The sequence below is a fragment of the Rossellomorea sp. GQ25 genome, assembly GCF_059758515.1.
The window spans coordinates 828,586-853,776 of sequence record NZ_JCAXEQ010000002.1; the positions used below are offsets into that span (position 1 = coordinate 828,586).

General features: G+C 43.8%; 24 protein-coding genes. 7 read left to right on the top strand and 17 right to left on the bottom strand.

Annotation, left to right across the window (positions count from 1 at the left end; genetic code table 11):
- Positions 1–26 precede the first annotated feature (26 nt).
- Positions 27–1,049 carry an NADPH-dependent curcumin/dihydrocurcumin reductase gene (curA, locus tag AC6CIB_RS09945; protein WP_498280145.1) on the top strand — a complete coding sequence of 341 codons (1,023 nt, stop codon included), beginning with the start codon at positions 27–29 and terminating at the stop codon, positions 1,047–1,049.
- Positions 1,050–1,329: 280 nt separating this feature from the next.
- A complete protein-coding gene (gene aldA, locus AC6CIB_RS09950) occupies positions 1,330–2,778 on the top strand; it encodes an aldehyde dehydrogenase (RefSeq protein ID WP_498280147.1) in 1,449 nt (482 codons plus the stop codon).
- Between the two features lie 233 nt (positions 2,779–3,011).
- Here the strand turns inward: aldA and AC6CIB_RS09955 are convergent, their stop codons facing one another.
- Both AC6CIB_RS09955 and AC6CIB_RS09960 read right to left on the bottom strand, forming a co-directional pair.
- Complete coding sequence (locus tag AC6CIB_RS09955; RefSeq protein ID WP_498280149.1) at positions 3,012–3,245, bottom strand: hypothetical protein; 234 nt, start codon at positions 3,243–3,245, stop codon at positions 3,012–3,014.
- Between the two features lie 164 nt (positions 3,246–3,409).
- Complete coding sequence (locus tag AC6CIB_RS09960) at positions 3,410–3,826, bottom strand: GNAT family N-acetyltransferase (RefSeq protein ID WP_498280151.1); 417 nt, start codon at positions 3,824–3,826, stop codon at positions 3,410–3,412.
- Between the two features lie 133 nt (positions 3,827–3,959).
- On the opposite strand from AC6CIB_RS09960, the gene AC6CIB_RS09965 reads away from it, so the two are divergent.
- A complete protein-coding gene (locus tag AC6CIB_RS09965; RefSeq protein WP_498280153.1) occupies positions 3,960–4,760 on the top strand; it encodes a VLRF1 family aeRF1-type release factor in 801 nt (266 codons plus the stop codon).
- Positions 4,761–4,944: 184 nt separating this feature from the next.
- Entirely contained in the window at positions 4,945–5,232 is a 288-nt protein-coding gene (locus AC6CIB_RS09970) for a hypothetical protein (RefSeq protein ID WP_044339178.1), read from the top strand.
- Positions 5,233–5,323: 91 nt separating this feature from the next.
- On the opposite strand, the gene AC6CIB_RS09975 is transcribed toward AC6CIB_RS09970, so the two are convergent.
- Positions 5,324–7,282 (bottom strand): phospholipase D-like domain-containing protein, encoded by a 1,959-nt coding sequence (locus AC6CIB_RS09975; RefSeq protein ID WP_498280155.1) that lies wholly within the window; start codon positions 7,280–7,282, stop codon positions 5,324–5,326.
- 305 nt (positions 7,283–7,587) lie between these two features.
- Positions 7,588–8,391 (bottom strand): RDD family protein, encoded by an 804-nt coding sequence (locus tag AC6CIB_RS09980; protein ID WP_498280157.1) that lies wholly within the window; start codon positions 8,389–8,391, stop codon positions 7,588–7,590.
- 104 nt (positions 8,392–8,495) lie between these two features.
- Here AC6CIB_RS09980 and AC6CIB_RS09985 point away from each other — a divergent pair, with 104 nt between their 5' ends.
- Positions 8,496–9,458, top strand: coding sequence for a stage II sporulation protein M (locus AC6CIB_RS09985; RefSeq protein WP_498280159.1), 963 nt, complete (start codon positions 8,496–8,498; stop codon positions 9,456–9,458).
- Here AC6CIB_RS09985 and AC6CIB_RS09990 read toward each other — a convergent pair.
- The 11 genes from AC6CIB_RS09990 to AC6CIB_RS10040 all read right to left on the bottom strand — a co-directional run bounded on the left by AC6CIB_RS09990 (position 9,450) and on the right by AC6CIB_RS10040 (position 20,533).
- Positions 9,450–10,808 carry a DUF58 domain-containing protein gene (locus tag AC6CIB_RS09990; RefSeq protein WP_498280161.1) on the bottom strand — a complete coding sequence of 453 codons (1,359 nt, stop codon included), beginning with the start codon at positions 10,806–10,808 and terminating at the stop codon, positions 9,450–9,452. The two genes, AC6CIB_RS09985 and AC6CIB_RS09990, sit on opposite strands and share 9 nt — an antisense overlap.
- On the bottom strand, positions 10,759–11,688 hold the full coding sequence (locus AC6CIB_RS09995) for an AAA family ATPase (protein ID WP_498280163.1): 930 nt from the start codon (positions 11,686–11,688) through the stop codon (positions 10,759–10,761). The genes AC6CIB_RS09990 and AC6CIB_RS09995 overlap by 50 nt, the downstream gene beginning before the upstream one ends.
- Positions 11,685–12,815, bottom strand: a complete 1,131-nt coding sequence (locus AC6CIB_RS10000; protein WP_498280165.1) for a DUF4350 domain-containing protein — start codon at positions 12,813–12,815, stop codon at positions 11,685–11,687. Before AC6CIB_RS10000 ends, AC6CIB_RS09995 begins: the two co-directional genes overlap by 4 nt.
- 35 nt (positions 12,816–12,850) lie before the next feature.
- On the bottom strand, positions 12,851–13,480 hold the full coding sequence (locus AC6CIB_RS10005; protein ID WP_498280167.1) for a DUF4129 domain-containing protein: 630 nt from the start codon (positions 13,478–13,480) through the stop codon (positions 12,851–12,853).
- A gap of 93 nt (positions 13,481–13,573) precedes the next feature.
- Positions 13,574–14,503, bottom strand: coding sequence for a hypothetical protein (locus AC6CIB_RS10010; RefSeq protein ID WP_498280169.1), 930 nt, complete (start codon positions 14,501–14,503; stop codon positions 13,574–13,576).
- Between the two features lie 251 nt (positions 14,504–14,754).
- Entirely contained in the window at positions 14,755–15,387 is a 633-nt protein-coding gene (locus AC6CIB_RS10015) for a response regulator transcription factor (RefSeq protein ID WP_113968787.1), read from the bottom strand.
- Entirely contained in the window at positions 15,380–16,429 is a 1,050-nt protein-coding gene (locus AC6CIB_RS10020) for a sensor histidine kinase (protein ID WP_498280171.1), read from the bottom strand. The genes AC6CIB_RS10015 and AC6CIB_RS10020 overlap by 8 nt, the downstream gene beginning before the upstream one ends.
- Positions 16,426–17,157 (bottom strand): cell wall-active antibiotics response protein LiaF, encoded by a 732-nt coding sequence (liaF, locus tag AC6CIB_RS10025; protein ID WP_498280173.1) that lies wholly within the window; start codon positions 17,155–17,157, stop codon positions 16,426–16,428. The genes AC6CIB_RS10020 and liaF overlap by 4 nt, the downstream gene beginning before the upstream one ends.
- A 269-nt stretch (positions 17,158–17,426) precedes the next feature.
- A complete protein-coding gene (locus tag AC6CIB_RS10030; RefSeq protein WP_482630998.1) occupies positions 17,427–18,080 on the bottom strand; it encodes a PspA/IM30 family protein in 654 nt (217 codons plus the stop codon).
- Positions 18,081–18,095: 15 nt separating this feature from the next.
- Positions 18,096–18,440 (bottom strand): lmo0954 family membrane protein, encoded by a 345-nt coding sequence (locus tag AC6CIB_RS10035; protein ID WP_498280175.1) that lies wholly within the window; start codon positions 18,438–18,440, stop codon positions 18,096–18,098.
- 305 nt (positions 18,441–18,745) lie between these two features.
- Positions 18,746–20,533 carry a M3 family oligoendopeptidase gene (locus tag AC6CIB_RS10040; RefSeq protein ID WP_498280177.1) on the bottom strand — a complete coding sequence of 596 codons (1,788 nt, stop codon included), beginning with the start codon at positions 20,531–20,533 and terminating at the stop codon, positions 18,746–18,748.
- Positions 20,534–20,709: 176 nt separating this feature from the next.
- Here AC6CIB_RS10040 and AC6CIB_RS10045 point away from each other — a divergent pair, with 176 nt between their 5' ends.
- Entirely contained in the window at positions 20,710–21,432 is a 723-nt protein-coding gene (locus AC6CIB_RS10045) for a TspO/MBR family protein (RefSeq protein WP_498280179.1), read from the top strand.
- A 91-nt stretch (positions 21,433–21,523) separates the two neighbouring features.
- Entirely contained in the window at positions 21,524–21,658 is a 135-nt protein-coding gene (locus AC6CIB_RS10050) for a hypothetical protein (RefSeq protein WP_498280181.1), read from the top strand.
- 25 nt (positions 21,659–21,683) lie between these two features.
- Here AC6CIB_RS10050 and AC6CIB_RS10055 read toward each other — a convergent pair whose 3' ends face one another.
- Both AC6CIB_RS10055 and AC6CIB_RS10060 read right to left on the bottom strand, forming a co-directional pair.
- Positions 21,684–23,570, bottom strand: a complete 1,887-nt coding sequence (locus AC6CIB_RS10055; RefSeq protein WP_498280183.1) for a cation:proton antiporter — start codon at positions 23,568–23,570, stop codon at positions 21,684–21,686.
- 128 nt (positions 23,571–23,698) lie between these two features.
- Positions 23,699–25,015 carry a polysaccharide biosynthesis protein gene (locus tag AC6CIB_RS10060; RefSeq protein WP_498280185.1) on the bottom strand — a complete coding sequence of 439 codons (1,317 nt, stop codon included), beginning with the start codon at positions 25,013–25,015 and terminating at the stop codon, positions 23,699–23,701.
- Positions 25,016–25,191 lie beyond the last annotated feature (176 nt).

Sequence of the window (25,191 nt, forward strand, 5' to 3'; positions counted from 1 at the left end):
AACTTAAATTACGAGGAGGAATCAAGATGTTACCCGAAAAACAGCAGCAAATTCAATTAGTCGCCCGTCCTGAAGGAATGCCTGTAAAAGAAGATTTCCACTTCAAAGAGATTGAAGTTCCTAAGCCATCCAAAGGTCAAGTATTAGTCAAAACTCTTTATCTTTCCGTGGATCCTTATATGCGCGGCAGAATGTCTGATGCCAAGTCGTATGTAGAACCATTCCAATTGAACGAAGCGTTGGCTGGCGGGGCGGTTGGAGAAGTCGTCGAGTCAGAATCTGAACATTTCCAAAAAGGGGAATTCGTTGTAGGAATGCTACCTTGGCAGGAATATTCACTAGCCAACGAGAAGCAGGTCCGCTCCATCGATCCGAATGTCGCCCCTATTTCTACTCACCTTAGTATTCTGGGAATGACTGGATTGACCGCTTACTTCGGACTCCTCGATATCGGTCAACCGAAAGAAGGCGAAACCGTGGTTGTGTCCGGTGCTGCAGGTGCAGTCGGCTCTGTTGTCGGACAAATTGCCAAAATCAAAGGAGCTCGTGTTGTCGGGATTGCAGGTTCGGATGAAAAAGTAAGCTACCTGACAGATACGCTTGGATTCGACGAAGGAATCAACTACAAAACAACGGACAACATCTGTGCTGCGTTAAAAGATGCCTGTCCTAACGGCATCGATGTGTATTTCGAAAACGTTGGTGGTGAAATTGGTGACGCTGCCCTTAGTTTACTAAATAAACATGCCCGTGTACCAGTGTGCGGAGCGATTTCTTCTTATAACAAATCAGATCGTGATTTGGGACCACGCGTTCAAACAAAATTGATCAAATCAAGCGCACTCATGAAAGGCTTTGTCGTCAACGACTACAGCGACCGCTTCAAAGAAGGAGCAACAGATCTTGGCCAATGGCTTTCCCAAGGAAAACTCCAATACGAAGAAACCATCACAGAAGGCTTAGAAAACGTAACTGACGCCTTCCTCGGGCTCTTCCAAGGCAAAAACATCGGCAAGCAACTCGTAAAAATCGCAGAACCAAGCAAGTAACCCTTATGAGGGACGGACCTCCATTTTTACTCAAATCCTATTAAACCAGCGCTTTGGCTGAAGGATTGAGTAGAAGAGGTCCGTCCCTCTATCTTTTCTTTTTCATTTTATTTCCGGAAGCGAACTGACAAACTCACTTAACCCCCTTTGTATCAAGGTCTTAGCTTAATATATGAATGGAACGAGGTCCGTCCCTCACACATTCCCATGTTTACTTCTTCCGCTGGAACGGGAAAAGGTGAAGATATGTTACGAAACAGTTCTACAAGGAGGAGTAATCTTGAAGAAGTATCAGTTGTATATTAATGGTGAGTTTGTGGATAGTACGTCGAAGGATACGTTGGACGTGATCAATCCTGCGAATGAGGAGACGATTTCTTCCATTCAGATGGGAACGGAAGAGGATGTCAATCACGCGATTGATGCTGCTCATTCTGCTTTTCTCTCATGGGAGAAGGTCCCTTCCAAGGAGCGTGCTTCCTATTTATATAAAATAGCCGATAAGCTGGAAGAACGGAAAGATCAATTTGTTCAGATATTGACAGAAGAAAACGGGAAAACATTGGATGCCTCAGAGGGTGAGCTCGATTTTGCCATTGAGTATTTCCGCTACATGGCAGGCTGGGCATTAAGATATGAAGGCGAAATCCTTGAGAGTGAACGCTCCAATGAAAACATTCTTGTATACAAAAAGCCGATTGGTGTCGTAGCAGGAATCGTACCCTGGAACTTCCCTATGTTCATCCTCGCCAGGAAAGTTGCTCCTGCCATTGTTACGGGGTGTACGATTGTTATGAAACCAAGTCAATACACACCAAATACTGCATGTGAATTCGCTAAAATCATAGATGAAGTCGGGCTACCGAAAGGAGTCTTCAACCTTGTAACCGGTAAAGGGTCCGATATCGGAAACCCATTGTCCCGTCACCCTAAAGTACGAATGGTGTCTATGACGGGAAGCTACCCGGCTGGTTCAAAAGTGATGGAAGCCGCATCGAAGTCCATTACAAAAGTAAACCTGGAGCTGGGTGGTAAGGCCCCTGCCATCGTCACCAAGCATGCAAATATTGATCTTGCCGTCGAAAAGATCAAAACGTCGAGAATCACCAACTCTGGTCAGGCATGTACGAACGCGGAACGAGTGTATGTTCATGAGGATGTAGCAGAAGAATTCATCAGCAAAATGACCGAAGCGATGAAAAACACGAAAGTCGGAGATCCAACCAACCGAGATAACGACATCGGGCCTCTTGTCAATAAGGATCGACTTGAAACCGTAACGGAAATGGTCAATACGGCTGTCGAAAATGGTGCAAAAATCCTTACAGGCGGAAAGCCGGTTAATGCGGATAAAGGTTTCTACTATGAGCCTACCGTACTTGTAGATGTCAAACAGGATATGAAAATCATTCAGGAAGAGATATTTGGACCGGTCCTCCCAATTATGACCTACAAGGATTTTGATGAAGTGATCGAGCTTGCCAATGATACGGAATATGGTCTTTCTTCATCGATCTTCAGTGAAAACCTCCATGAAATCATGAGGGCAGCGAATGAACTTCGATACGGAGAAACCTTCGTGAATCGTGAGAACTTTGAAGCCATTAATGGTTTCCACGCTGGACGCGGTCAATCCGGAATCGGCGGAGCAGATGGAAAACACGGCCTTAACGAATACCTGGAAACTCATGTTGTTTATCTTGAGTACGATGAAAACTATAAAGAATAATAACCAGAAGAAAAGCGCCTGCCGCTTCCATCATGAAAGCGGGCAGGCTTTTTCAGTACAGAGTTTTTTCCCAACAAAAAAAGCCCTGCACTACACCAGGACTTTTCAACTGTTCGGTTAGGCTATGATAAAAAAATTCGCCAAAGCTAGTAATAATAGAATAATGGCAACTCCGGAACTCATCCAAATAATGTCGCTAAAATCCATGTTCATATCGGCTATTTTGTCCTTGTTTAGCAACGAACTTCACTCCCTTGAAGATTTTCAATAAATCCAATGACTTTAAAAATCGATAGGTCCAACTTAGGATCTGTAGATGTAGAACAATGAGAGCACTCGATTTGATTTACATTCATCGTTGTACGGAATTCATTCTCACAATGGGTGCACTCCAGTATATGTAAATCCTTTTTCTTACCCTTACGATCAAATTGAATACGTTCTTTACCCTGGTTAATATAGCTCACGCTTCTCTCTCCCGTCGTGTGTTATTTAGTACATATTTACCCGATGTAAAGAACATAAAACATGATTTATCTGATTTCTTCAAGAAAATGGGCTTAAAAGCAATTGGAGATTTTATAGAAGAAAACAACTTCAGTCGAAAAAAACAACCAGCCCCAGCTGGTTGTTACAATCGTTTCTCCATAAAATACTGACTCTGGCCCTTAGGAAAATCTTTAAGGATTCCGAATTCCTTATACCCTAATTTTTGATAAAAATGAGGGGCTTGAAAACTGAATGTATCTAATATAACGAGATGGCAACCGTTGTCCCTGGCATAAGCTTCTATCCTGTTAATCAGTTTGGAGCCGTATCCTCCATGCCGATAGTCATCTGCCACCCACAGAAAATCAATGTGGAGATGATACCAGAACATTTCTCCGACCACTCCGCCAACGATTTCATCCTCATCATTCCTCATAACAAAACTGATTTGCTCCAGAGGCGTCTTTGTCTCCTCATCTACTTGTGACATATTGTATTCGATTAACTTCTTACGTATGTAATCACTATCTTCCTGGACCCACTGTTTCACTATATTCATTGGTGTCCCTCCCTTCACTTCTATTTTTTCCTATTAAAATCCTTTCGTCAATTCCCTTTTTTTCACAAAACAATGTTTAAGAGGGATCTCTACCGTTTATATGAAAATTAAGCATTCTATAAGGAGGAGTTCCATGTCTTTCAAAAAAACACTGAGCGTACTGGAAAACTTGTACTTACAGAAACCTGATAAATTATTGTCTGTTTATTTGAATACGGACCGCAGCGACCACGATCAGCAGGGCGGTGAGTGGAAGATTGCCCTCAAAAACGGATTCAACCGCCTGGAAGAATACCTTGAAAGTGCTCCCGAGGAAAAAGAAAGGCTTCAATCGATCCGCCCGAAGGTAGAAAACTATATATATAGTTTAGAACGTGAACTGCCAAGAAGCTTTATCATCTTCGCTTCAGCCGATAGTGGCATTTGGGAGACCTTCGAGCTTCAAGTACCGGTTGAAACGAATTTTTATTGGGAGGAGAATCCTCACCTCGATCAATTGAAATCCTTGCATAAAGAATATCCTTACACGGGATTGGTGCTTCTTCAGCAAAACCAAATCAAAATCCTCACCTCCGCCTTTGGAGAGATTCAGTCCAGCGAATTTATGGAATTCGATTTAGAAACAGATGATTGGCGAAAGCATGAAGGCCCCCACCACTCAGACGTTAGCATGGGAAGCGGCGGCGGAAAAGCCAATCAGCAGGAAGAATTCGAAAATCGCCTCAAAGCCAATCAACAACGCTGGTGGAAAAGCCTCGGCAGCATCCTTGACAAAAAGGCCGCTGATGAGGAGTGGGAACGGATCGTACTCGTTGGCGATAAAGAAGAGGCCGCTGTGCTGGAAGACAACATGAATAAAGAGGTTCATGAAACGATCGGCAAGAACTTGCTTAATGAAAATGAGCATAAGGTTGTGGAGAAGTTACTGGCTTAAAAATGCTTTAAAAGACCACCGTCTTAGGATGTGACGGTGGCTTTTTTATGTTGGTTATCTGCCATTCTACGTTTATCGCAAAATTCGCACACGACAACCACCACTCACCCCTCAAAAAACTATTCCTTCAAACAAGCACACACCCCTCACATAGTCATACACTGAAATAAGGAGGTGTGTGTCCGTGCTTTCACGAATTAAATGGTTATCCTTTTCTATCGAATTGTTTTTGGCTGTTCCGATCTTTGGCAATATTGCTGGTGATGCGATTCCTTTTCTCCTGTGTTTAGTGGCCCTTTGGCATGCGAGCGTGTTGTATATTTCAAGGTCAGAAGATCAGCCGATCCTTGGAAGTGCCCTCGGTATCCTTGCTTCCTTCTTAAACTTTTTCCCGGTCATCCGATTGATTGCCCATGCAATCACTGCAATTGTACTTATTTTTGAAATCCAGAAGGCTCCCGGGATGGAGTAAGCAGGAATTGGCACCAATCAAAAAGGATGGTTCTCAAAAGAGAATCATCCTTTTTCGTTCCATGCCATATTTAAGGAACTTTTAATCCAACCTACTGTACAACCCCGCCAGCATTCACATATCTTGCATTGAACTCCTGCAGAAATTGATTCGTGATGGCATCATCATGGATGATGAGCATGTTTTCGTCATTCACATTATTGCCGTTTTCACTCCAGTTGGTCGACCCTACGATAACGGTTGGATCACTGTTGGTGTCGGCATCGATGAGCATCGTTTTGGCATGAAGCTTGCGGCTTTCATTTGCCTTGTACACGGGTGCAGGGTTTGCCCAGCGCGTATTTGGATTGTTCGTACTCGTTTGTGTAGCCGTTCTTCCTGTCATTTCAATACTCGCTGACCACCATTGGTTCCAGAAGCTGGCATCGTAAAGACCTTTCACATCAAAGCCGGTCAACGTTCCCTGGTTATCCATATTGCTTCCTTCCCACTTATTCTTCAATTCGTCCACAAGGGCTTGGTCGCTCCATGCGAAAATAGTGAAATAAGCATTTTCGTCTGCTTCTGTTTTCACTAGCTCTGTCATACGTCCAACCGCATCGTCTCCTGAAGAGAAGTACACTTCTACCGTATTTCCGCCGATGGGCAACGTATGAGGTGTGTTATCGACTTTTCTTGTGCTAAAGTTCGATACTGTATTATTTGGAGTCGTGGATCCACTCCCCCACATTTCTTCAAATTCCGTTTTATAAATGGAGGCAAGTTCAGGAGAGTGAACCTCCACGACATGCTGCTGGTTTCCATCAAGGATTCCCTGGTTCATGTTTTCCTCAGAACCATATAAGCCTGTTACGGTAAAATTCCAGCTTCCTGTGAAAACCCATTTTCCATCCACAACAGCAAATTTATTATGCATTTGATTCCCTGGAGAATAGTAGCTGTCCGTTTCTTTCCATTCCCCTTCTACAAACATATAGCCTGTTGTCGCCGTGCTGCCAACCGTCACGTTTCGCTGTGGGAAATCGCTAAAGCTTGCAGGTAAATCGTAAGCTGCCCGCTTCACGGCATCTTCCACTACAAACATAGGGGAATCCGATAAAATATGAGCATCATCCGCTGATCCTACTACTCCATCCTGACCGCGGACAAGCTTCTCCAAGTATAATCTCATGATTTCATATCGTTCTGCGTAATGAGGGTCCGATCCATCCTTGGCATCAGCCAGAATTCGGACGTCTACCCCTTGTGCCGCTTTATTCATCAACGTATCGACCACTCTAGGAAGATTGATTTCATACGTGGCGAAGTCAATTGACGTTGTCGCTTCATTCAATCGTTCAATGAGACGATCTTCAAGGTTCACGTTGTAGTTTGCTTCGTTACCCGGCATGGCATATTGAGTCGATGCACTTTTGTTAAAGTAGACGTTGATGGCACCCGGCGCCTCGCTTACATTGGTAAGTGATTCACTTCCACTTCCCGAAGGAACAGCTGAATTAGCCGCTTTCGGTGTTCCAAATCCACCTTCATAGGAAGCCGTTGCTGTACTCCAATTCGTTGATACCGTGCCGCTTGCAGAGGAATCAATCCTTGCCATCGCTGCTTTCGTCGTATTGTCTCCTGCATACCAGCCGTTCACTTCATCGATAATGGAACCGGACGCATCCTTTAAATAAAGTACTTCATTGGAGTTCCCCAGACTTCCTGTATAGACTTGATCCGCTGTGACAGTTAAAATCGTGTCATCGCTTGTCCTTTCCAGTAAAAAATAACCCTGTGCCGGCACGGATCCGCTTAAAGCTATGCTCGGTGATCCGTCCTGTGCTTCAATGGTCCATCCTGCCAAGGAAAGATCAGATGAAGTGGAATTGTATAGTTCCATCCATTCATTGTTGTAAGAGCCCGTGGTCCCCATCCAGGCCACTTCATTTATTACTGCTGACTGAGGTGCAGCTGCCGCTCCCTTGTCCATACTTTCTTGAGGCTGAATGAAACCTCCAGTCAGTAAAAACAGAATACTGATAATCGATAATGAAATCTTTTTCGCCATCAGACCCTTTCCCCCTTCAGTTAAAAAACAAATATATTTAAATGATTACAGTACAAGTATATTTTGTCGCATTTTGTAATGTAATGGGATAATGGGCACTATTTTCCTTATTATTTTGTAAATTGTGATTAGTGACTGTAAACCTCTATCACTATTATCCTACTATATTTACTTAATTTTCTATGTAATCATCTGCTTTAGTGAAAGATTGCTTTAATAGCCACAAGGAATCTTTATTAGGTATAAAGTCCATTTCATTCTGACAAATAAAAAACAGCAAAGCCCTCCCCAGACTTTGCTGCTTTCTACAATTCAAATTCCCATTCTTCGCTTAATGCCAGGTATAAAAGGAGAAGGGTATCTTCAAGCTCCTCATACGTTTTATCCTGCATTTCTAATCCCAGTTTAGGATAGAGGATAAGGGCAAGTCTTTTGGTTAATTGGTTTCGTTCTGAAAGGGGGAGCTGAACAAATCGGTTGCTGTACGTTTTGACCAGATTCCATTCTTTCGCACCGAGCTGCTTTAATCCCCACTCTTCCACCATTAAGTTCTCTTTCCTTAAGCCTCGACGACGGATTTCCTTCTCGATGGCTTTTTCTTTTCGTTTTCCTTTGACGCGTCGCTCATGAACAACGATGGTTCCGGCAACGAGATCTCCCACCCTCTTATGCTTAGAATGCAGGAAGATCATGACCATACCAACGAAATAAGAGACGGGAAGCATGTCGATGATTCTTAATAGATTGCGAATGAAACAAGATAAGAGAGTGACGCTGTGTCCGTTTTCCTGCATCACCCGGATCCCCAGCAATCGCTTTCCTACAGTCTTTCCACCCCAGAAGAATTCTAAAGCAAAGAAATACCCCCAGTTGAGAAAGAAGATGGCGATGATGGTGATCCCCCAAAGTGTCGAGTTGATTTCCAACATACTAAATATGTCATTATTCCCCGACGTAATAAAAAATAGGAGTACAAGGATCAAGATGTTTACGATGGTTAACAGCAGCTGATCAATCATTAGGGCTGCAGCCCGGCTGCCTAATCCTGCAGGTTGAAATTGCAGGGAAACATATTCGGGGGTTTTAATATCGACTTGTTCTTCATGCAATACAATCCCCTCCTTATGGATGAATTTACCTTTAATGGTTTCTATTTTTTTCTAAACTTACTATAATAAGAGATAAGAAATTAAAAGAACAAGTAGGTGTCATAATGAACGTGAAGCAATTCGTTAAACAGCACCGGGACGACTGGAAGCAGTTAGAAGATCTCCTCGGTACTCTTCGCAAGAGGAAGAACACCACTGGCCCTGCCATTGATCAATTCAACCGTCTATATCAAAAGGCTGCCCAGAATCTTTCCTACAGCCAGACCTATTTTCCCCGCGAAGAAGTAACCGATTATTTGAACGGCCTCGTATCAAAGTCTCACAATTTATTATATAAAGACCAAATCTCAAGTGGAAAACAGATTAGACATTTTTTCTCCACGACATTTATCGGATTACTGCTTGAACAGTGGAAGTTCGTTGTAACGGCGATGCTTTTATTTACGATCGGTGCACTCGGTGCCTTCATTTCTGTCGTGAATGACCCTCTTCACCTTTATTCCATTCTACCAGCTGAGATGTCTCAAGGGGTGGATCCTTCTAATCTCGGGAAAAGTGACGGACAAGTGGATTCTTCACTTATGTCGGCTGCCATTATGACCAATAATATCAAAGTCGCCTTCCTTGCCTTTGCCGGCGGTGTGACATTTGGCCTGTTGACGGTCTATATGCTTGTGTACAATGGAATCATTGTAGGGGCCCTGGCCGCTGTCTTCTGGCACCAGGGAATGAGCTATGAATTCTGGGCTTACATCGTCCCCCATGGAATGATCGAGCTTACAGCCATCTTTATTGCAGGCGGTGCGGGACTCTTGATGGGCTATAAGCTCTTTGTACCTGGACGTTTCACACGAGGCTATCAATTAAAGCAGCAAGCGAAACGATCCGTCCAGCTGCTCCTCGGGACGGTGCCCCTGTTTGTGATTGCCGGAATCATCGAAGGCTTCATAACGCCTGCTGCCATACCGCTATTCGCAAAATATATGGTTGCCTTTTTAACGGTTATCGGTCTGATTCTCTATATGACAATCGGAAGGCTTCGACTAAACAAAGCGAGCCTACAGTAACCCCCGGTTCATCATATCAATATAGTAAGATACAGCCGTTGCGGCCAGTTTCTCTTCACGGGCCTCCACCATCAGGAGGCCCTGCTTTTCCCACTTGGCTTTTTCCCTTTTCTTCACGAGCATCTGCTTCTGGGCCATGCTCTTCATCATCGCCTGCTGAGAATCAACAGGCTCTGTCTTGATCCGTGTGACCAACGTTTCATCTTCGATCCCAATCGTTAAAAAGAGATGCTGTTTCCGCAGGCGCTGTAAATAAAACAGGGCACTGTCTTCATGAAGGAAGGTGTGTACGTCACTGAATAATAAAAGCAAACTCCGCTTTTTCTGAACCGTCTGAACATAGTGGAGGACGGCAGCATAATTGGACTCGGCTGCGTCCACTTCCAAATGATAAATACGATGAAGAATCGTTTGCAGATGCGCCATCCCTTTTGCCGGAGGGATATAAACCTTGACATCTTTACTGAAAGCAAGGACCGACACATAGTCTCCGTTTTGAAGGGCCGCTGCCGTCACGGTCAGGGCAGCCTCCAGGGATTTCTCCAACCGGTTTCCTTTTTTCAGTTCCACTCCCATCATTCTTCCGCAATCAATGAGAATGATGATGTACTTTCCATGCTCAGGTTCATATTCATTGGTCATCACTTCCCGGAGCTTTGCGGTTTGACGCCAGTTGATCTTTCTAGGATCGTCCCCGAGTACATAATTTCTAATCTTGGAGAATTCTCCGGCACCGCTTTGCTGCTTACGGATCTTTACCCCTTCATACAGTAGAAACTGCTGAGCACTTTCCAATACTTTTTTCGTTTCAGTGAGATCTGGAATGACTTTCACCCCATCATGGAGCTCCACTGTTTTTTGTTTTTCCCATAAACCGAGGGAGCTTCGATAGCGAAGATACAGCTTCGTCAGGTTATAATCTCCCCTTACTGGTGTCACCACATCATAGGTAAGGGTCCCTGTTGAATCCTGTTCAAGCTTCCCTTCTAAGGGAAAGGATGTTTGAAAGCTTTGCGGGGTACCATCCAGGATCCGAAACTCCATGCCACGGGAAGATCTGTTTATGATTTCCAGATCGACGACATAATCAAGACCCCTTTCCATTTGATCCGGGATATGGCGCTTGATGTCTACTTCCTTTTTGGATGGCGACAGAGTCAGGTCAATGAGACTCACGACGATAAATAAGCCGTTCAATACAAAAATGAGCGTCCATGACAGTCCAATAAACGTTCCTGCAAGAAGGATGACGGAAAATAGGATATACGAGATCAACAACTTCCCCGTCGGCAATATCCCCTTATCTTGGAACAGGAATCGACCCAACAAGCTCTTGGATGACTTGGTCAATGGTCACTCCCTCCAATTCTACGTGCGGGGATAGCTGTATACGATGTCTAAGGGCAGGTCTTGCCACGATCTTGATATCATCCGGTGTGACATAGTCTCGTCCTGACAGATAGGCCCATGCCCGTCCCGCTTTTCCAATCGAAATCGCCGCTCTGGTACTTGCCCCGAAGCGGATCGATTCCGTTTCACGGGTTTTTCTCACAATCTGCATAATATAATCCAACACCGCGTCACTAAGTGTGACCTCCCCGATTTCCCTTCTAATGGAGAGGAAGGTTTCCATGTCGAGAACCGCCCCCACTTCACTTGCATCATAATGATTCTCGATCACTTGTTTCAATACGTTTTTCTCTTCTTCAAAGGAAGGAAAATCGATGTCCAGCTTAAACAGGAATCGATCCTGCTGGGCCTCAGGCAGTGGATAGGTACCCTCGAATTCAATCGGATTCTGGGTGGCTACCACGAAAAACACCTCTTCAAGAGGATACGTTGCCCCTTGGATCGTCACCTGCTTTTCCTCCATGGCTTCGAGCAGGGCCGCCTGGGTTTTGGCCGGTGTCCGGTTGATTTCATCAGCCAATAGTACATTGGTGAAAATCGGCCCTTTGATCGTTTGGAAGCTGCTATCCTTCATATTGTAAATCGTACTACCCGTGATATCACTCGGTAACAGATCCGGTGTGAATTGAATGCGGTTAAAGCTTCCCCCGAGCAACCGGGAAAGGGTCTTGACCATCTGTGTCTTCCCTGTCCCCGGGACTCCCTCGATCAGTACATGTCCTCCCGCCAGAATGGAAGACAATAAGAGTTTAAGATTCGTGCTCTGACCTACAATGCGCTCTTCATATTTCTCCATTAAGGATGTGATTTCTGGTTTCAACGATCCTCCACCTCTTTCCTGAATAGTTCTATTTTTTTCGACCATAGTACGTATTCCTGTTTACTGATGCGTTCTTTCTCTAATACAGCCCTTATCCCCGATAAAACCGAATCGATTTCTTTTTTAGAAACGGTGGTTAATCTCCGTTCTAATGGTTCGTTCAATTCCGACCATTCCTTACTCGTCGGAATCCCCCAACGTTCCTGGAACAGAACTCTGACATACTCGGCTTGAATCCCGAAAGATTCTTTGTATTGGCGCCCTTTTAAGTACCAGGCTGAGAGCGCCTTGATTCGTTCATCACTGAATCGGACCGTCTCTTCCCTTGGTATGAGAATACCTCCAAATCGTCTCCCCCGCTTCCAGAGCCAAAGGACAGTGAGGATCAGCAATTGAAGGATGATAAGCAACAGCCACTGGGGATAAAGGGTAGTAAAGCTTGCCTCACTCTCTCCCCCGTGGAGGTATTCATCGACCAGGATCGTTTTCCGGTCCGCTCCACCGCTTTCTAATAGAGTGAGAACCAGCGGAAGATGATCCTTATCAAGAATATTCCCGTTCATCACCCATCCCGGTGTAGTAGAGACAATCAATTGACCCTTTCCCATAGGAGAGCTGTAGGCAATTGTTCCATCCAGATCATCCAATAGAACGGTATCGTCATCCGACGTTTCTAATCTTATGTCTGATAATAGATCTGTTTGATATGTATTTCCTTTTCCATCACGGATAAGAGGATGGCCGGCCCCTTCCCCTATTAAGACCGTCTTCGTGTCAAACATCCCTTTTGGATTATCCTTTAAAAGAAGAATCGTATTCCCTGCTTTCATGAAATTCTCGTAAGCTTCCATTTCTTCTTGTTCAGGGATTGAAAACGGTTCTATCATAATCAGTATTTGATCAGATTCAGCTACAGGCAGCCTATCAGGTGAAAAAGACCAGCGTTGCATAGATACACCGTCGTTTTCCAAATAGGTATAAAGGGCTTTTATTCCAGAAGGAGAGGGAGACTCGGAAACATAGGCTGGATACTCCTTAGGCTTTTCAGGAGAAAGAAATACGCCGATGATGATAAATAGGCTTAGAAGTGTGGTGAGCCAGACCCACGCCTTTATATTTGTTTTCAATGCTCGTTCCTACCTCCTTTCTCTTTTGCGTAAGGCTATGAATCCGTTTCATTTTCCAACCAGCTTAGAGCTTCCAGTTTATAGGGAAGATACTCTTCTTCCTCCACTTCCCGCTCACCATAGGCCACCTCATCAAACAGAAGTGCCAGCCTGTAGAATCGCTCTGCCCAATCTCGATTCACTTTACGCAGTTCATCATAATACTCCCAATTTGTTTTCCAGACCTTTGCTTCGAGATAGTCCCTTTCATGAAAGTATAAAAGGAGGGCTAAGAACATATGACGGGTTGCTTTCGAATAATCTTCGAGCCCCTCTTGTTTATAAGCTTCTTCTAAATGTCTATCATAGGACCACTCCATCTCATTCATGGATTGAAGTGGTTTATTCGAACGGAATTTCCGTTTTCGGACTCCGTTTCGAATGGCGAAGAATGCAACAATGAGGAGAATGGCCACTACAATGACAATCAACGTCATGAGGATGCCCGATGCCGCCCCGCCAGTCGGTTCAAGAGAAGGGAACAGTTTTTCCAGCTGTTCAGCCAGCCATTCTTTTGCCTTCCCCCACCAACTGGCCAGCAGTCCCTGAGACTCATCACGATAGGCCTTATATTCCTCCCCATCCAAGATTTCTTCAATTTGATCTCTTGCTCTGTTTTCATTCAACAATTACTTCACCTAGCTTTCAGATCAAAAGCCCGGAAGCATGAGGCCTCCGGAGCCAGACTGGATACTTCATTCTTTCACAGAAGCATGATTCTATTGAATAGCGTTATAATCATCGATCATTTCATTTAAATCATCTCCATCATGTCTAGTTTTAAGGTCAAGGAACATAACCCCGAAACCAACGGCGAACAGCATCGTCGTAAATAAAGACACAACGTTTACAATCATGCCGTACAGGACACTATTCCCTAATACCAATCCAAACGTTAATTCGAAGGCTGAGCTTACGATTCCAATGATCAAGCCGAATACAATGAATAATCCAAGAAGGACCCATCCACGCTTCTTCGTCAGTCTCCAGCTCCTGCCGAGACCAGGTGCGTCATTTTCTATGGCTGCCGCTCCAAAATAGAAGCTCCAACGTGTTAAGAAGTAGGCTACCGCAACCGCGAATGCAAGCACCAGGACAATGCCGACAATCACAAGCCCGACACCCGGGTCCATGAGTGCAGCACCAAATACCCCTGCAATACCAAATGTGAAAATCGGAACAAATACGATACCGAATACAATCACCCCGAATAGGAGACTGCTTCCGATAATTGGCCAAAAACGGGAGAATGCCTCTTTGATCACAAGCTTCACCGTAAATTCTTCATTCTTTCTCATATGATTCAGGGCAAATAAAATCGCCGCTTGAGCGATTGGAGCCAGGATTATACTGATGAGCCCGATAAGACCTGTACCAAGCTCCGCTGCCAGATTCACTTCCTGCCCCCCTTCGGCCGTAAATTCGCCTGAAAAGCTGTTGACAATCCCATCGAACCAGGTTTCCCCTTTACCGACAGTTCTAAAGAAGCTTACCCCTGCTGCCAGTTCAATGAGTGCCTGCAGTAAATAAACAGGACCTAACAGAATAAGGAAAATAAGAAAAAAGTCTTTAAAGCGGTTCTTACTTAATCGAAATGTGTGGTCCAGTATTTCACCGAACCCTTTAGGCTTACTAAATTTTGCGTTCACGTCATCGCCCCTTACCGGTTATTTTTCAATATTTGACAATATATCGCTTATTCTACCATTATTCCTCCTCCCGTTGATGAAAGATTTGTATTTTTTTCACTCTTGTTACCAAAATGCACCAATACTTATTAGATGTATATTTCACGCTTGGATTCTCATGCTTGCCATTTTGGGGAAGGAGATTCGTTTTTTTCTTCTTTCTATACGAAAAAGTGACCCAAAAAGTTTTCTTTTTGGGTCACTTTTTCTTTTTATTTAGCTAAGTCATGTTTAAAAGCATAAATCACAGCCTGGGTCCGATCCTGGACTCCGAGCTTTGAGAGGATATTGCTCACATGGGTTTTCACTGTTTTCAGGGCGATGAATAATTCATCGGCAATTTCCTGGTTCGTTTTCCCTTGTGTCATCAGGAGAAGGATTTCCAGTTCGCGGTTGGTGAGCTCTTCATGGGGATGAGAAACGGTCTTCTGTCTCATGCGTGTCATCATTTTCCCCGTGACTTCCGGTTCGAGAATCGATTGGCCGTTGTACGTCTTACGTACCGCTTCGGCAATCTCACTCGCTTTCGACGTTTTCAGCATATAACTGACCGCGCCGGCTTCCAGGGCTGGATACACCTTATCATCATCCAGGAAGCTGGTGACGATGATGATCTTTGCGTCTGGCCACTCTTGGATGATCTCCTTTGTCGCCTGGATGCCATCCATTTCTTTCATCACAAGATCCATGAGAATAATATCAGGCCGCAGCTCCAGGGCAAGCTGGACGCCTTCTTTCCCATCCGACGCTTCCCCGACGACATCAATATCCGCCTGAGCCGATAGATAAGAAGAAACCCCGATCCTTACCATTTCATGATCATCTACAAATACCACTTTAATCATTTTTTTCACCTTCATTCTCCACAATGGGAACCTTCACTTCCAAGCGTGTTCCCTTATTCGGAACACTGATGATTTTAAACGTACCACCGATTTCAATGGCCCGCTCTCTCATATTCTGAAGCCCATAGGAGCTTGTGACCTTCGATTCGTTCACATCAAAGCCCTGACCATCATCCACTACCCGTAAAATAATAATGGATTCTCTTTTTATCAATCGAATATCCAAGGAAGTCGCCTTCGCATGTCGCAGTGTGTTTGACACCGACTCCTGTAGAATTCTGAAGAGATGATCTTCGATTCCTTTATCAAGGCTCATGTCTTCTATTTTCCACTCAATATCAAGGGGAACCTTCTGAGCTAATTCGACCAAAAGCTCCTTCATTCCTTCTTGAAGATTCTTTCCTTTTAACGCAACGGGGCGAAGATGAAGGAGGAGAGCCCTCATTTCAAGCTGAGACTGATGAATCATCTGCTCCACCATGCCCAGCTGCTTTTCTTCATGAGGCGTTCGACCAGATGATGGTGTTTCCGTGATGGCTGACATCAGCATGGATGCTGCAAATAGTTGCTGACTGACCGAGTCATGTAATTCTCTCGCCAAGCGGTTCCGCTCCTGGGAAACAATTTCCTGGATTCTCTTTTCCTGCTCCTCCGCCTTTTCATTGGCAAGCTTCTGGGAATATCGCGCTTGATCCGTTAAATGTTTGCCTAACGCATCGACCTTTTTCCAAACCTGCTGCACTTCCGAGGTTGCCGTTTCTGGAAAGGTGATCGAGCGGCCCTGCTCCACATTCATAAGGGCATCTTCTATCTCCCTTAACTGCCGTTTATCCTTCAACCCTGTCCGGATGCCAAACACAATTCCGATAAGGATACTTACAACGAGGATAAACCCTGCTCCCGGTATATCCATAATCTCTACTTCCCATAATAGGGACCAATCCTCCAAGGGATACAAATAAAAATATGACAGCGATAAAAAGACCACCATCCCAAGGGAATAGAGAATGCCTGCAACAATCTGCTTACTGACTGTGCTCATATTCTCTTCACCTCTAAATCCCCGATCCACATAGAAGTGACAATCTTCACCCGCTGGACAGCCGTATCATATCCAGGAGTTTGATAATAAAGAGACTGATTTATCGCTTTCGGCTCCACTTCTTCAAAAACCTCAATCGAACCGGCAAGTACCGAGTGATGGACACTCACTTCCACATCGTATGGAATCAAAATTTCAATATTGCCTAAAATGTTTCGAATCGAAACGACGGACGTCCCTTTAGGGAGCACCGTATTTCCAATATCGATGACCGAGTCTCCGATCACACCCTGAATGTTGATATCATTCCATTCATATACGTCTTCCGGAGTCCGTTTCGGCCCGAACCATTCGTTTTGAAGAGCGGACTTTTTCATTACAAGTGGTTCATTCGTTTGAGTGAACGTTTCTTTAATCGTCGGAGTGATATATTTAGGATGTTTCTTGGAATCAGCAAAACGGACGATGATAAATAGAAGAATGGCAAACAATAAAAATTTAAACGCTACGGTATTAAAGATATTGATCGCTAAGCTGATGATCCCAAACCACAACAGGAGCTTTCCAAGAGTACTCGGAAGCTTCTTTCTTCCAATATAGATACAGAAGGCCGCAATCGAGAGAAAGACGAGAACCCCCCCATCGTAGAAAGATACTTCCAATAGTATTAAAAGGGTTCCTATTAAAATGATCCAGCTGATCCCGTCTGAGCGCAAACGATTGAACAAGGGGGTTCCTCCTTTCTGGTTATGTATTTTTAGGAATGAAGATTTTTCGACAAGAAGTTCATATATCGGGATTCCGGATCAAAAAGTTCTTAATGCGGATCATATTTTCTGATTTCGGGTCATAACTCCCAAATCCGGTTCATAAAATCAAAATTCCGGATTATAAAGCCCTCACCTTGACTTATATATGATGATAAAACGGGGTGAACCCATTTGGGCTCCCCCTTTTTATCGTTACTATTCGTTTTCTTAGATTAGAATACCATGTTTTACGAAGGAATGGCTTCTGTTTCCTCTTTTTTCACTTCTTTTTCTAATTTGGCGATCTTTGCGTCGATCGTATTTCGATAATAAGAGGAGTTCACACCATGCTCTAAATGATCTAAGTATGTTTCAATTTCATCGAATTTAGAGAACGCCTGGTTGTTATAACCTGAAGACGATTCAAGCACGTGATTCACCTTGTTATGGGCACGGGCAATATTCTCTCTTCCCATCAGCTCCATTCGCTTGATGTACATATCCTTCAGCTTGTGTTTCATCTCTTCATATTTTCTCTCAAGCTCCTCAAGCTCTTTCGTTGCTTTCAGCTTGGATTCCTGGATGCGCACGGCACGCTCTTCATAGTATTTTTGTTCCTGCAAGGCAAATTCATACAGGCCTTCTTCATTTGCCTTCGATGCAACCTCAGCCTGGTATTTTCGTTTGTCAGCTAATGCAGAAGCCTGCTGATACTCTTTCTGGAATTCTTCTTTTAATAGATATTGTCTTTCTACCAGCTTACTTACTTTTTCTACTTCCTGCTCACACTGTCTTAAATAATGATTCAATACAGCTATTGGATTTTTCTTTTCCTTTTTATCTAATGCTTCGTGCAGGTCGGACATGACTGTATTTTTAATCCGTTGAAATAAGTTTGCCATAGTGTAATCTCTCCTTTAGTTTTTTAATTGAGACCATTCTCTTTCAAAATTAGTGAATGGATCCGATGACTTTTCTTCTATAATGACTTCTTCTTTTTTCCAGTTCTTGTAGATCACATATAGAACGTATAGAGCAACCAATCCGATGATCGCCGGGAAGTTGGAAATGGTCGCACTAAATGCCGCAAGTCCGATCAGTGCCCATAAGATTTTCTTCATTGTGGAATCTGTTTTCACAAACCCTTTAAAGCTGTAATACATGATCACTAAAGAGATGGCGAGCCCTACAATCGGTCCCAAATTGGCAAGTAGGACAATGGCTGCAATCCCTCCGGCTAAAAGCAATCCGAATTTCTTCATATGTTGTTGCCTCCTTTCTTCTTCATGTCTCTATCCTATCTATTTTCCGGATTTCCCATAACGAGCCAGAGCTTTATTTTCGTATCAGACTTGAGGCTTAGGAGTGGTAGGACTTGTCGTTTTTTGGTGTTTTGGGGAGGGGTCGCGAAATTTGTCGTTTTTTGAAGAACGGTCGATTTATTGAAAATACGGTTGATAAAATGAAAGAACGGTTGATAAATTTTTATAAAGGTCGATAAACTCATAACAGTCGTTCCACTAAAAAAACAAGGTCCGTCCCCAAAATGGAACGGACCCTACCAGCATTATTCTGTTAACTCAAGAAATTCTTCCACATCCGCAATGCATAACTTGATACCTTTTTCCCAGAAGGCTTCTTTGGTAATGTCTTCACCGAGGTGCTTCATCGCCAGCTCTTCGACATTCATGACCGCTGTGTCACGCAGTAAGGCCATGTATTTATCCTCATAGCTTTCATCTGACTCCAGGGCTTTGGCGTAAATACTCAGTGAGAACAAGTATCCAAAGGTGTACGGGAAGTTATAGAAAGGCACTCCTGTAATATAGAAATGAAGCTTCGATGCCCAGAAGCGCGGGTGAACCTCTCCAATGGAGTCTGAGAATGCTTCCTTCTGAGCGTCCACCATCAGTTCATTGAGTTTATCAGCAGATACAATCCCCTTCTTACGTTCTTCATAGAAACGTGTCTCGAATAAGAAACGGGCATGGATGTTCATGAAGAACGCGACACTCCTCTGCAATTTATCTTCCACTAGGGCAATCTTTTCTGCCTTCGTCTCCGCTTCTTTTACGGCAGCAGCTGCGACGATCATTTCGGCAAAAGTGGATGCGGTCTCAGCAACGTTCATGGCGTAGTTACGATTCAATGTGTGCATCGGTTTTAACGCATAGGAATGAAACGCATGCCCTAACTCATGTGCAAGGGTTGAGACATTCGACATAGAGCCTGAATATGTCATAAAGATACGTGATTGATCACTTAACGGGAAGGATGTGCAGAATCCACCCGGACGTTTTCCGGACCGGTCCTCCGCTTCGATCCATTGGTTCTCAAATGCTTTTTCAGCAAACTGAGCCATCTCCTCACCAAATCGGGAGAACTGCTTCAGAATGAATTTTGCCCCCTCATCATATGACATGGTGCTCTTCGACTCTGCCACGGGTGCGTCCAAGTCATACCAATCGAGTCGTTCTTTCCCGATTAGTTTCGCTTTTCTATCGAGGTACTGAACGAAAGGCTGCTTGTTCTTTGAAATAGCTCCCCACATGGCATCCAATGTTTCTTGCTTCATACGATTATATTCGAGGGGTTCCTTCATCAATTCGTCCCAGCCACGCTTTTTATAGACATTCAAGCGAAAGCCGCCAAGGTGATTGAGGGTCCGTGCAAAGAGTTCCTCATTTTGTTCCCAGGTCTTCTCTAATTTTTCAAAAACCTCTTTGCGCGTATTGGCATCTGGACTGGAGAGCAGGTTATTAGCCTGACCGACCGATAGTTTTTTTCCATCGTGTTCAATCTCCATGGCCCCCACAATCGTGTCATACATCTGTCCCCAGCCGTGATAGCCATCGACGGATAACGCCTGAATCAGTGATTCTTCTGTGCTGGATAGCTTATCTTTCGCTTTTTGTCTCCACTCATTGAGGACGAAGGTAATTTCACTTAGCTGATCATGCTGAAGCAGCTCATTCCAGACCTCCTCTCTGCACTCGGAAAGCTGCTGCTGAAACTTTGTAAAGGTTGAAGAAAAGTCGGCACTTAGGCTCGTCACTTCTCCACGGAGAGAATCTGCTTTTCGGTCATGCATATTTTGAGCTTCAAGACAGCTCACGAAGGCACCTGCCTGACGCAGATATAGCATCACTTCTTTTGCTTCTTCAATCAGGTTCCACACCAGGTCAGCATCCTTTGCCGATTGAGGTGGATGAAAAGCCAGTGCATTTTCTGCGAAGTCATTTTTCTTTTTCTCTATCGTATCGAGATGCTTTCTGAATTCCGGTGATTCACTTCCTCCTTTGAAAAAAACATCTAAATCCCAAACATCCGAATATGTCTGATTTGTACGGTCCATAATGTCCCCCTAATAGATTTTCTCATTGTCCCTATCCTATTTCTAATTCTCGATAAATCCCTTAAATCCTTCCCAATCTTTCACTAATCCTTTTTCCCTAACTCTCTTCATTTTGGTTTTTAATATGATAAGAGTGGAATAGTATTTTACACCACTACTTATAGGGGGGAAACTCAATGAAATTGATCTTGAATATTTTAGCATTCGCATTAGTGATAGTGATGAATACGCTGGCTGTGACTTTGCCTTTGAATAATCAATCAACGGGGGAAATCAGTGACAGGCTCGATATCATGATTACTCCGGCGGGTTATGTCTTTTCCATCTGGAGCCTGATTTATCTGGTGCTCGCGATTTGGATCATCCGCCAGTTCCCTAAAGACAGAAGAAACCTCCCACTTTATCAGGAAACAAGCGGACTATTCATTCTGAGCTGCTTATTGAATTCAGCATGGATATTCGTTTGGCACTACCATTACTTTCTCGTTTCCGTATTTATCATGATCGGACTCCTTTTAACTCTAATTGCCCTTTATAGACGGGTGAAGAGCACAGGTCCGCCTCTCCTGGATATAGCCCCTTTTTCGATATACTTAGGATGGATTTCCATTGCCACGATTGTGAATATCACGTATTACTTAACGGATATTGGCTGGGGCTGGTTCGGCATTTCTGAATTGGTGTGGGCTTATCTCGGACTGATTGTCGCAACGATACTTGCCTTCTTGTTCCGCATCGGGCAGCATGACATGCTCTATCCACTTGTCTTTGTTTGGGCATTTGTCGGTATCGGAGTAAAGAACATGACTGAACACTCAACCTATTCCTATACTGCCTACGCCCTCGCCTTTATCATCCTCATCTTTGCCCTGGTTTATAAGCGAACGCGTCAATCATAACTCAAACGAAGGTCCGTCCCTCAAAACGGACCTTCCTTTTTGTATAGAATGCATTCCCATGACTTACATTAAGTGATAGGGGGTGTGTTGTATGAAACAGCAGAAGAGAAACGTCACTCGTTCCGGAACGGATATTGATGAAGTTAAACGACTCAATCAGCATTCAGGGCTGACGTATAATCAAGTGAAACAGTTACTAGGGGAGCAATATAGCGGAAAGAAGTAAAATTCCACAAAAAGAAAGCGTCGACTTAGTCGGCGCTTTCTTGATTCGTTTCATTTTGAGCTTTTATGATTTCTTTTTCACGTTGAACGGTAAGCTTCTCCTGAATCTTATTCAGTTCCTTACAGGGTTGAGTGAGACTGACAATGACATCTCCCTGCTCAATTTTAGGTGAAGCACCTTCAGTGAAGAATTCAATTTTCCCTGTAGGTTTAAGGGCAAACATCAATAATGTGTTTTCATCCCGCTCCTGCAGATAAGATTCAAAGGTGTACTTTTCAGTAATATTCGTTTTTCTGAATACGTCTCCCCGTTCGACACGTTTGTTCAGCTCTTCCCACGTCACGTGGTTTTGGAATAGGATCCGTCCGCCAATCGTATGAACCAAATCTTCAAGATCATCGTCCCGCTGGCTGCGCAGACTCAGTTGGAATAGATTATTACGGCCGATTTCCGGAACAAATGTCGTACAAACAAGAGCGTTGTATGAATCAAGCTCCGTAGCCGCAATCATGTATTCATACGGCGTCATATCCAGATAGTATTCCGTTTGTTCGGATAAGATTTCACCCCGGTAAAATGGGATCCCTGCTTTTCTGACTGAAAACAATCGCTGCCAGGATGAATCCGAAATTAAGACCGGAATCTTCAGGTCTTGAAGGGTTTTGGCAAATTCAGTACTGAATTTACTTCCTCCCACAATCATAACCCCCGGTCTTTCATCAATGGCAAGGTCCAATTTTTTCGCCAGCCATTTAATGGAGAAACCATGCGCACATACTGTAGAGAAGACGAGAGCAAAAGTTAGGGACGTTAGTATAGCCGCATCCTCAAAGCCTTTCTCTAGTAGTACTGAAGCAAAATAACTTGAAACGGTCAGCGCGACAATTCCCCTGGGGGCAATCCACCCGACAAGAAGTTTTTCCTTGTTAGAGAGGTCCGTCCCTATCGTAGACAACCAAATCGATAACGGTCGGACAATGAACAGCATAAGAAGGACGAATGCGACAATGTTCCAGTTAAAGATTCGTAAAAGGGTGTCTACAGTTAATGATGCCGTCAGCATGACAAAAATGGTTGAAATGAGCAGAACCGAAATATTTTCTTTAAAGTGACGCATATCGTCAATGGATGAGATATGCATATTCGCAAGGGTCATCCCCATTGCTGTAACGGCTAACAGTCCCGTTTCATGTGTGATTTGATCTGATATTGTGAAGCAGGCAAGTACCAGCGCAAAAACGACAGGTGATTTCAAGAACTCCGGTACATGTCCATTTTCAAAAATATAGCCTGTGAATTTCCCTAGTGCCCATCCAAAGACAACGGCAAATAGAGAAGCTGCAAAGAAGAGTAATAAAGCTAATCCTGTGACTTCATCGCTTATAAAAAAATTAATGATTTCAAAAGCAAAAACAGCAAGCAGGGCACCAAATGGATCAACAACGATCCCTTCCCATTTCAGGATCGCTGCCGGTCTAGGTTTCAGCTTCGCCTGTCTGAGCAGCGGTAGAATGACGGTTGGACCGGTTACGATAAATAATCCACCAATGACAAAGGAAACAGCCCAGGATAAACCGGCCACATAATGAGCCCCGAGAGAACCTAATATCCAAGCGAGAATAGCTCCGATGGTGACGATTCTAAATAAAGGCTTTCCCAATCCCTTTACCTCTCGAAAATTAAGATTCAAGCTTCCTTCAAAAAGGATGATGGCCACCGCCATGGATATAATGGGTTTGAATACTTCCCCAAAATCGTCCTTTGGATTAATGAGACCAAATATAGGACCCACAAGCAGCCCGACAATCGACATGACGACGATGGCAGGTAGCCTGAACCTCCAGGCAATCCATTGGGAAGCAATCCCGAGTACTCCGACTAACATGATGTTGAATAAAATAGAATCGATCATAGCTTTCTCCTTTGAAGGTTATGAAATCAGCCATAACAGTAGAATGTATGTACGTATTATAGAATAAAAGGTCCGTCCCTCTTTTTGCAAAACAAATGCCTTCCGAGGGCACATCTGTTTTTTTTAGTTTACATTTTAATTGCTGATTTTAACCAAAGAGTCGTTTCCAATTCTCTACATATTGTAAAGTAATGAAGCATGGTAATCAGAACAGCCCCTGCGTTCATGCCAAGAATGACTCCTTCCATCCCAAAACGGGATCCGAGCAAGTATATCAGTGTAAAAGAAAATACGCTCGACCAGACGGTATGAAGGAGAGCATCCTTCACCAACCCCAGTCCAATTAAAAATGCTTGGAGAGGAAACACCAAGAAGTGAAAAAGAAAATAGGGCCAGAGCAGCTTCAAATAATAGGCCGATGCCACGGAATGAAAGAACGTTTCAGTAATGTAGTCCCCAAGCAAATAGTAAATGAATACTGCCGGAACACCATATCCTAATGTAATCCACATTATCTGCTTAAGATGGGTCAGGATTCCATCAAAGTCCTTTGATGACACTTTTTCCGATACAGTCGGAATTAACACGATTAACATCGAAAATGCAATAAATGATGGGAAGAAGCCGATGGTAAGGGCAATTCCAGCCAGCATCCCGAAATGCTCATTCGCTTCCAACGCCCCCATACCGGAAAGAACTAACGCCCATTTGATCAAAAATGGCTGAACCGCATGGGTGAGAGCGTGGAAAATTCGCAACAACGTCGTCGGAATCGATACAGATAATACTGACTTTCTCATTTCAATTGTTGATAATGTAGAATGGCTCTTCTTTCTTTTACCCCTAATCTCCAGAAAGTAAGCATGAATTAAATAAACAAAGACGACCGCTTCACTGGCAATCATCGTCCCAAGGGCGATGAAGATCGATGTATTGATACCAAACGATAGAAAATTATAGATCGAAACTAATAAAAATAGCTGAATTCCTTTCCGCAGAAAATTAGCCACTGCAATTTTGCCCATCTGTTGGATCCCCATAAAATAGCCTCTCGTAATCGAGGTAAACGCAACAATGGGAATCACAGCCAAAATAAGCCAGCGAATCCCTGGATGGTACCCGTCGAACAAAGGAGTCCAGGCATATATCATCACCATGAGGATTAATAATACGCACGTGGTTATAACCGCAAATCGAAATGCATAATGAAGCATGCCCCTATGATACTTTTCTTCCCGTTCGGCAAAGAACTTGGAAAGACTGATCGGCAGCTCCATGCTTGATAAAATGACAATCAGAAACACAGTCGGCAGAATCGACATATACGAGCCAAGACCAGCTTCCCCAAGCTCACGAGCCAAAATCATATTGATCACAAACTCCAAACACTCACCTAAAAAAGCCGTCACCACCAACACCAATGTACCCCTTAAAAACAAACTCATATGTTTGTACCCTGCCTTTGTTTTAGATGGTCTATTCTATGATGGTTGTCCGGGGAATATGTGAAGGGTCGCGTGTCCATCATGGAGTAAGCATAAAACTTTTGAAATCATACTAAGGGGTATTTTTTAAAAAAGAAGACGGTCGCGAGGTTGTTGTGGTACTTTTGAGGCAATTT

Coding starts and splice junctions, on each gene's coding strand:
- curA (WP_498280145.1), top strand. CDS start 27: ATGTTACCCGAAAAACAGCAGCAAATTCAATTAGTCGCCCGTCCTGAA.
- AC6CIB_RS09960 (WP_498280151.1), bottom strand. CDS start 3,826: ATGAATATAGTGAAACAGTGGGTCCAGGAAGATAGTGATTACATACGT.
- AC6CIB_RS09965 (WP_498280153.1), top strand. CDS start 3,960: ATGTCTTTCAAAAAAACACTGAGCGTACTGGAAAACTTGTACTTACAG.
- AC6CIB_RS09975 (WP_498280155.1), bottom strand. CDS start 7,282: ATGGCGAAAAAGATTTCATTATCGATTATCAGTATTCTGTTTTTACTG.
- AC6CIB_RS09985 (WP_498280159.1), top strand. CDS start 8,496: ATGAACGTGAAGCAATTCGTTAAACAGCACCGGGACGACTGGAAGCAG.
- AC6CIB_RS10015 (WP_113968787.1), bottom strand. CDS start 15,387: ATGATTAAAGTGGTATTTGTAGATGATCATGAAATGGTAAGGATCGGG.
- AC6CIB_RS10020 (WP_498280171.1), bottom strand. CDS start 16,429: ATGAGCACAGTCAGTAAGCAGATTGTTGCAGGCATTCTCTATTCCCTT.
- AC6CIB_RS10030 (WP_482630998.1), bottom strand. CDS start 18,080: ATGGCAAACTTATTTCAACGGATTAAAAATACAGTCATGTCCGACCTG.
- AC6CIB_RS10035 (WP_498280175.1), bottom strand. CDS start 18,440: ATGAAGAAATTCGGATTGCTTTTAGCCGGAGGGATTGCAGCCATTGTC.
- AC6CIB_RS10040 (WP_498280177.1), bottom strand. CDS start 20,533: ATGGACCGTACAAATCAGACATATTCGGATGTTTGGGATTTAGATGTT.
- AC6CIB_RS10045 (WP_498280179.1), top strand. CDS start 20,710: ATGAAATTGATCTTGAATATTTTAGCATTCGCATTAGTGATAGTGATG.
- AC6CIB_RS10050 (WP_498280181.1), top strand. CDS start 21,524: ATGAAACAGCAGAAGAGAAACGTCACTCGTTCCGGAACGGATATTGAT.
- AC6CIB_RS10055 (WP_498280183.1), bottom strand. CDS start 23,570: ATGATCGATTCTATTTTATTCAACATCATGTTAGTCGGAGTACTCGGG.
- AC6CIB_RS10060 (WP_498280185.1), bottom strand. CDS start 25,015: ATGAGTTTGTTTTTAAGGGGTACATTGGTGTTGGTGGTGACGGCTTTT.